We start from the raw sequence: 7,352 nt of genomic DNA on the forward strand, positions 1-7,352 counted from the left end.
TTGTGCCATAAATGGCACAAATGCCCCCCCTCCCCCGTGCCGGAACGAGCAGACTTGTGCCGCAAATCGCACACGCATGAGCGGATTCGACATACTAGATAATGGAGTTTAGTTATTTGTTTGAATGTTCCAGACATGTTTTAATATAATGGTATGGAGTGAGTTCCGTTTACGTTTAGATTACGAGGTTTGACTCAAAGGAGAGAACTAAGATGTCGTTTTTTGATCGGGTGAAGCAGGGCGCCTCGGAAGCGGCCAAAAAAGCGCAGCAGACTGTCGAGATTACGAAGCTGAAAAGTCAGATCTCGTCGAAGGAAAAGGAAATGGACAAAATCCAGCTGAAGATCGGCAAGGCGGTCTACCAGGCGTTCACAACCGGCGACCTGGCGCAGTCCGAGGCTGAGGTCATGGACTATTGCGAGGAGTTGGTCCTGCTGGAGCAGGATATCGCAGCCATCGATGACAAGATTAAAAACATGAAATCGGAAAAGGCGTGTACTTGCGGCAAGGTCGTCCCCATCGACCTGAAGTTTTGTCCGGAGTGCGGCAAAAGGTTTCCGGATGAGCCACGCAGCGAGGATACCATCGGCGATATCCGCGTCATCTGCCGCCACTGTAATACCGAAAACGATATCGGCTCCAAATATTGTATCCAATGCGGAGATGAGCTATCGGCTTCCGGAGGATAGCCCAAGCGTCCGTCCTGGAGCTAGAGATAAAGTGATGCCTGACGAGCGCTGCTCGGCGATTGTCGGGCATCACACTGAAACCATGCGTGGCGACTGCTGTAATGCGATCGTCGACAAATGGTTTTTTTTGATTGGCGCTACGCTTCCAAATCTATTTCTAGCGAGGCATCGCCAACTTAATTGTGAAGGTTTTGTGTCGAAGTGCCTGGAGCGGCGCTTTAGACATCACAGTTTGAGAGGGCGGCAAGATGGGCAAGCTGGTAGGCAGGATAGGCATTTGTCACTGTTGAGGGCTATCAAACATGTTGCGCCAGGGCAGCTTTGTGCGCATGCGGTCAACACTGTTTCTCTAGACCCACAAGGGATGGGTCGGGTAAGATACCGGTATTGGTGTTGGACATATTGGAGGTGCCTGAGCTGGATACTTATGAGAACATCCGACAAGGAGAGCGGGGCGCATGGCTGAGCATCGTCAGCTATATCGTCCTGTCGGCGCTCAAGCTGACGATCGGCTATCTGTTCGTGTCGGAAGCGCTGATGGCGGACGGTCTGAACAATGCTACGGATATCGTTGCCTCCATCGCCGTGCTCATCGGCTTGCGTATTTCCCAGAAGCCCCCGGACAAGGATCATCCGTACGGACATTACCGGGCAGAGACGATTGCGGCGCTGATTGCTTCGTTTATCATGGCGATGATCGGCCTGCAGGTGCTGTTCAACACGGTGCGGTCGTTCTTTGTCGGTTCTCACGAGGTTCCGGGCATGATTACGGCTTGGGTGGCAATCGGGGCGGCAGCTATCATGTTCGGCGTCTACTGGTACAATCGCAAGCTGGCGATGCGGATCAACAGCCAGGCGCTGATGGCGGCAGCCAAGGACAATCTGTCGGATGCGCTGGTCAGTATCGGCGCCGCAGTGGGCATCTTTGGCTCGCAGTTTGGCCTTGTCTGGCTCGACCCGCTAGCCGCATTCCTCGTGGGGATTATTATCTGCAAGACGGCGTGGGAGATTTTTTACAGCGCGACGCATGCCTTGACCGACGGCTTTGATGAGGAGAAGCTGCAGTCGCTCCAGACGGCTGTCGCCGGCATCAAGGGGGTCCGCGAGATCAAGGACATCAAGGCCCGCGTGCATGGCAGCAATGTGCTGGTCGATGTCATTATCCTCGTCGATCCGACGTTGTCGCTCATCGAGAGCCATCGCATCTGCGACGAGGTCGAGAAGAAGATGAAGCGCAAGCACGACATTATGAATATCCACGTCCACGTGGAGCCTTTTACGCCAGCTGTCACCTGAGGACGAATGCGACAGTCGGGATGTCCGCTGGACAAATGCGACAGTCGAGATGTTCGCTGGACGAGTGTGACAGTCGGGATGTCCGCTGGACGAGTGGGACAGTCAGTATATCCACTGGACGAATGCGACAGTCGACTTGTTACCCATAGTACGATTGCGACAAGGGGGCGCCCGGCGCCGGAGAAGTCTCGCGACTTCTTCGGCGCTTTGTCGTTGCTCGATTTCTCAAGCGCACCTTTGCTCATCGGGACAAGGAAACGCCGCCAGTCCTCACAAGTAGCGAGCAACATTAGGTTTCTTGTCACCGCTGCGAGTTAAAGGAACATGAGTGTCGCTATTTTGCGAAAAGTGGCGTTTTGGAAGTAGCTTAGGAACATGAGTGTTCTTATTTTTCCCAATCTCTGTATTTTTCGGTGATTTTGTCACATATAACGTTACCCATGTTCCTTTGACCTCCGAAAATGGCCGATTGGGGCGAAATAGGGATATGTATGTTCCTAAGCAGTCCAGGCAGGGACTAAGCTCCATACTGGCGCCACATTTGGAACGTTCGCACCAGGCCCGCTGCTTGCAGCGTTCGCTGTAGTCTGGGCTGGTTCCGCGCTGCACCGCCCATAGCACGAGGCTGGTTGCCGCGCCGCACCGCACACAGCACAAGTCTCGTCCCTCCGCCGCCGACAGCACGAGCCTGGTCCCCGCGCGAAACAATCTTCCGAAAAAAACGGAGGAAACATGTATTTTACAACGTTTTCCCGCCACTGGCTTTTCGGTAACATGGAAGGCAACAACCAGTGAGGGGAGACGAACGAGATGTTTAAGCTAACGATGCACCGCAAGGAGCATCTGATTTTGGCCTGCTTTATTTTGCCGGCCTTTGTCGTGTACACGTTCTTTTTGCTGGGCCCCGTGCTGGGCAGCTTTTTTTACAGCTTGACGAACTGGAACGGGTTTTATCAGACGATGGATTTCGTCGGCCTGCGCAATTTCGAGCGGCTGCTGAGCGACGATGTGTTTATGAAAGCGCTTCGTAATACGATGGTGTTCACGTTTTTTGTCGTGCTGCTGCAGAACGGCTTGGCGATCCCCCTGGCGCTCGCGATGGATTCTCGGATTCGCAGCAAGCAGGTGCTGAAGACGATTTTTTTCGTGCCGGCAATCCTTAGCCCGCTCGTCGTCGGATATACGTGGATGTATATCTACGAGCCGCAGAGCGGTGTCCTCAACACGCTGCTGCGCGAGGCGGGACTCGCCTCATGGGCGCGGAGCTGGCTCGGCGATCCGGCCTACGCGCTCTATGCGATTATCGTCATGGTCGTCTGGCAATACGTCGGTTATTCGATGGTCATCTATCTGGCCAATCTGCAGACGATACCTGGCGATCTGTATGAGGCGGGGAGCATCGACGGGGCCAGCGGCTGGCAAAAGTTCCGCTCGATCACCTTCCCGCTGCTGGCGCCGTCGATGACGATCAATGTGGTGCTGTCGAGCATCGGCACGCTGAAGGCGTTTGACATCATCTTCGTGACGACGAAGGGCGGCCCGTATTATGCGACAGAGACGATGACGACGCTGCTCTACTCTACGGCCTTTACGAAGAGCAGCTTTGGCTACGGCACGGCGATGGGCGTCGTCATGTTCCTGATCATCTTCGCGCTGTCGCTCGTGCAGATCCTGCTCCTGAGAAGAAGAGAGGTGCAGAGCTGATGCCGCAGCAACGCAACGTTCGCACAAGACTGCTGGAGCTGGCGATGATCCTGCTGGCGCTGCTCTCGCTTTATCCGATCTATTTTATCGTCTCGATGACATTCAAGACGCCGCAGCAGATGGCCGCATCCCCGTTGTCGCTGCCGACGTCCTTTGGCCTGGGCAATTATGCGGCGACGTGGGAGGCGATGCGATTCCACTATGTGCTCGGCAATACGCTGCTCATCACCGCCGGTTCGGTGCTACTGCTGGTCGTTCTCGGCTCGCTTGCCGCTTACCCTCTCGCTCGGAAGACGGAGAAGGCGTATTACGTCCTGTTTGTTTATTTTATCGCGGGCATTATGCTGCCTTTCCAACTGGCGATGGTGCCGCTCTACCGACTCGTCAATGTGCTGCATATGGTCAATACGTATCACGGCGCGATCCTTATCTTCACGGCGATCAACCTGCCGCTGTCGATCTTCCTGTACGCAGGCTTCCTGCGCTCGACGCCCAAGGAGCTGGAGGAGGCGGCCAAAATCGACGGCTGCTCGCTGTTCCGGGCGTTCTGGCTGACCGTCTTCCCGCTGATGAAGCCGGTGACGGCGACGATCGTCGTGCTGTGCTCGCTTAATACGTGGAACGATCTGATCGTGCCGTTGCTGTTCCTGCAGGATCAGAGCTACCGGACGATCACGATCGCGCTGTACATGTTCGTCGGCGAGCACGTCACCAACTGGTCGCTGCTGTTCCCCGGCATGGTGCTGGCGGTGCTGCCGCTGGCGGTCGTCTACATGTTCCTGCAGAAGTTCATCATCAAGGGGATCGCCGCCGGCTCGGTCAAGGGCTAAGCGGTCGCCAAGGCTTGCCAGAGCGCGGCGTATCCGCTTATCCTTGAACTACAAGCAAAACTCAGCCTGCCCCCAAAACGCCGAAGAGGCGCGGAATCAAGTATGAGCAATGAATCGAGGCTATGGTTCGGGGGGCTGTGATGAAGGAGGCGGCCGCGATCCGCAGGTTCAAGGTGGTGCCGTTCAAGGACTGGAGTCTCGACAAAAAGCTGGTGTTCGTCTATGCGATGATGATCATCATCCCGGTCATCGTCGTCACGTTCCTCGGTTTCCAGCGCTATCACGACAATCTGAGCGGACGGGTCAGCGAGTTCAGCCTCAATCTGACGGACCAGATCGTCCGCAATCTGGACAACTACGTCCATCAGATCGATCGGCTGTCGATGACCTTCTATCTCGATGGCGTGGACGGGCTGCGGGGCAGCCGTGATCCGATGAACCTCTATACGGAGAAAATCTCGATCGATCGGGCGCTGCGCAATATGATGCTGATCATCCCGTTCGAGGACATCAAGGGCATCTACTGGATACGCGGCGGCGAGGTGCAGTACTCGCAGTATGGCTCGAGCGCGATGGTCGATCACAGCGACTTTATGGCTGCTGGCTGGTACGATCGGGTGCTGGGCGCGGATGGTCGGGGCGTCATCCTGCCGCCCTACCGGCCGCCGGGGGCCGGCGAGGAGGAGCCGTACATCTTCTCATATGCGCGCAGCATCGTTAATGTCGCCAACCGGGTCCCGTACGGCGTCCTGCTGATCGACCTGTCGACCTCTTACCTGATGGAGCTGCTGCAGGAGACGAAGATCCCGACGTCGGCGACGGTATTCATCGTCGATGACAACAACCGGATCATCTACCATCCCGACTCGCGCCTCATCGGAGATCGCTTCGGGGCCAGGCTCGGTGCCTCCTACGGCAAGCTGACCGCCGATCTCGACGGCCAGACGATGGTGCAGTATGTCCGCTCGCAGACAACCGGATGGACGGTCGTCAGCACGGTGCCGCTCCGCCAGCTGTCCGAGGAGCTGAACATCCTGCGCAACCTGCTGTGGGTGTTCAGCGGTACGGTGCTGCTGCTGGCCGTCCTGCTCTCGTCGGGACTGACGATGAACATTATCCGGCCGCTCAAGGCGATGAAGCGGATGATGAACCGGGTCGAGCTGGGGGATTATACGGTCCGCTATCCGGTCCGGAGCCAGGACGAGATCGGCCAGTTGGGCCGCAGCTTCAACCATATGGTGGCGCAGATCGACGAGCTCGTCAGCCGGGTGCTGACGATGCGTATCTATCAGCAGCAGGCCGAGTACAAGGTGCTGCGCAGCCAGATCAACCCGCATTTCCTCTACAATACGCTCGAGTCGATCAACATGAAGGCGGAGATTAACGGGGATTACGAGGTGGCGGATATGGTGTCGTTGCTCGGCAAGCTTTTCCGGCTGTCGCTGCAGGAGAGCTCCGATCAGATCCCGCTCTCCCGCGAGCTGGAGTATGTGCGCGTCTATATGAAGCTGCAGCAGGTCCGTTTTCCCGGCCTCGTCTTCGAGGTGGAGCTGGCGCCCGAGCTGCTGGAGACGCCTACGCTGCCGTGGATCGTCCAGCCCGTCGTGGAGAATGCGATCGTTCACGGGATCGCTCCGGCGCGGGGCAAGGGCGAGATCCGTATCCGCGGGTGGCGTCAGGCGGACGAGCTGGTGCTGCAGATCGCGGATGACGGAGCGGGACTGACGGCCGATCGGCTGGCCGAGGTCCACGCCTCGCTCCGCCAGCCGAGACGCGAGGACGATGGACAGCATATCGGCTTGTACAACGTGCATCGGCGCATCGCCAATCGCGATGGCGAAGGCTATGGCTTGAGTATGGACCGACATACGCAAGGCTGGACGATCGTCACCTTGCGCATGCGGATCGTCGGAGAGGAGGCGCAGGATGCCGCGAGTGATGATCATAGATGACGAGGAGACGATCCGGCGCGGACTGCAGCAGCTGATCGGACGGCTGCTCCCGGAGTGGGAGGTTGTGCAGAGCTGCCCGGACGCAGAGTCGGCGCTCGCGAGTATCGAGGAGACCGACCCGGATCTGGCGATCATCGACATCAGCATGACTGGCATGAGCGGGCTCGAGCTGGCGGCTGAGCTGGAGCGGATCAAGCCGGGGCTGTACAAGATGATCCTGACCGGACATGAGAAGTTCGACTTCTTGCAGACGGCGATGCGCCATGGCGTGACCGACTACCTGCTCAAGCCGCTGCAGCGAGAGGAGCTGGTGCAGGCGATGCGCAAAGTGGAGGCGTCGCTGCAGGAGCGGCAGCGCCAGGCGACGGCGCAGTTGGAGACGCTGCTGCTGCAATGGGTTGTGAGCCAGCATCGCGACCGGATGAGCGAGCTGTTGCAGGCGTATGCCGACAGGCCAGGCGAGCGTCAGCCGCTGCGATACAGCGTGCTGCTGTTGCAATGGGCCGATCCGGCGTCGGGCAAGGGAGGGCGACAGCTCGAGCTGACGAGGCAATGGCTGGCTGCCGACGCCATGCCTCGCCTGCGCGAGTCGGCAGGGATCGAGGTGGCCGAGGGCTGCGTCCTCTTCCTGGTCGGCGCAGGGGAGCTCCCGTCCGCCGAGACGTGGCGTCTGCTGCTGCAGCGATGGCAGCACGAGAGGATCGTCGCCGAGGCGGCGGACCCGGGCGAGCGGCTGATCGGCTACGGCTGCTCGGAGCCGTTCGACAGGCTGGAGCGGCTGGGGCCAGCCTACGATCAAGCCGTCGCGCAGCTGCGGGCACAGACCGGGGACGCGGTGTCCGTGCAGGCGGGGACGGAGTGGCAGCGGCGGCTCGCGCTGG

The 7,352-nt window shown here is 58.5% G+C and carries 6 protein-coding genes; all 6 read left to right on the forward strand.

What is annotated here, in order from left to right; all coding sequences use genetic code 11:
* Positions 1-212: 212 nt before the first annotated feature.
* A complete protein-coding gene (locus PA598K_RS18035) occupies positions 213-689 on the forward strand; it encodes a zinc ribbon domain-containing protein (RefSeq protein ID WP_128658302.1) in 477 nt (158 codons plus the stop codon).
* 390 nt (positions 690-1,079) lie between these two features.
* A complete protein-coding gene (locus PA598K_RS18040; protein WP_305780078.1) occupies positions 1,080-1,985 on the forward strand; it encodes a cation diffusion facilitator family transporter in 906 nt (301 codons plus the stop codon).
* Between the two features lie 810 nt (positions 1,986-2,795).
* A complete protein-coding gene (locus PA598K_RS18045; RefSeq protein ID WP_128658303.1) occupies positions 2,796-3,689 on the forward strand; it encodes a carbohydrate ABC transporter permease in 894 nt (297 codons plus the stop codon).
* Positions 3,689-4,519, forward strand: a complete 831-nt coding sequence (locus tag PA598K_RS18050; RefSeq protein WP_128658304.1) for a carbohydrate ABC transporter permease — start codon at positions 3,689-3,691, stop codon at positions 4,517-4,519. Before PA598K_RS18045 ends, PA598K_RS18050 begins: the two co-directional genes overlap by 1 nt.
* Before the next feature lie 140 nt (positions 4,520-4,659).
* Positions 4,660-6,471: a cache domain-containing sensor histidine kinase gene (locus PA598K_RS18055; protein WP_185602076.1), complete on the forward strand. Its 1,812-nt coding sequence runs from the start codon at positions 4,660-4,662 to the stop codon at positions 6,469-6,471.
* On the forward strand, positions 6,446-7,352 hold a 907-nt coding region (locus PA598K_RS18060), incomplete at its 3' end, for a response regulator (RefSeq protein ID WP_128658322.1). The genes PA598K_RS18055 and PA598K_RS18060, both read left to right, overlap by 26 nt.

It is taken from the genome of Paenibacillus sp. 598K, assembly GCF_003851045.1.
In the GTDB taxonomy this organism is placed as follows: Bacteria; Bacillota; Bacilli; order Paenibacillales; family Paenibacillaceae; genus Paenibacillus_D.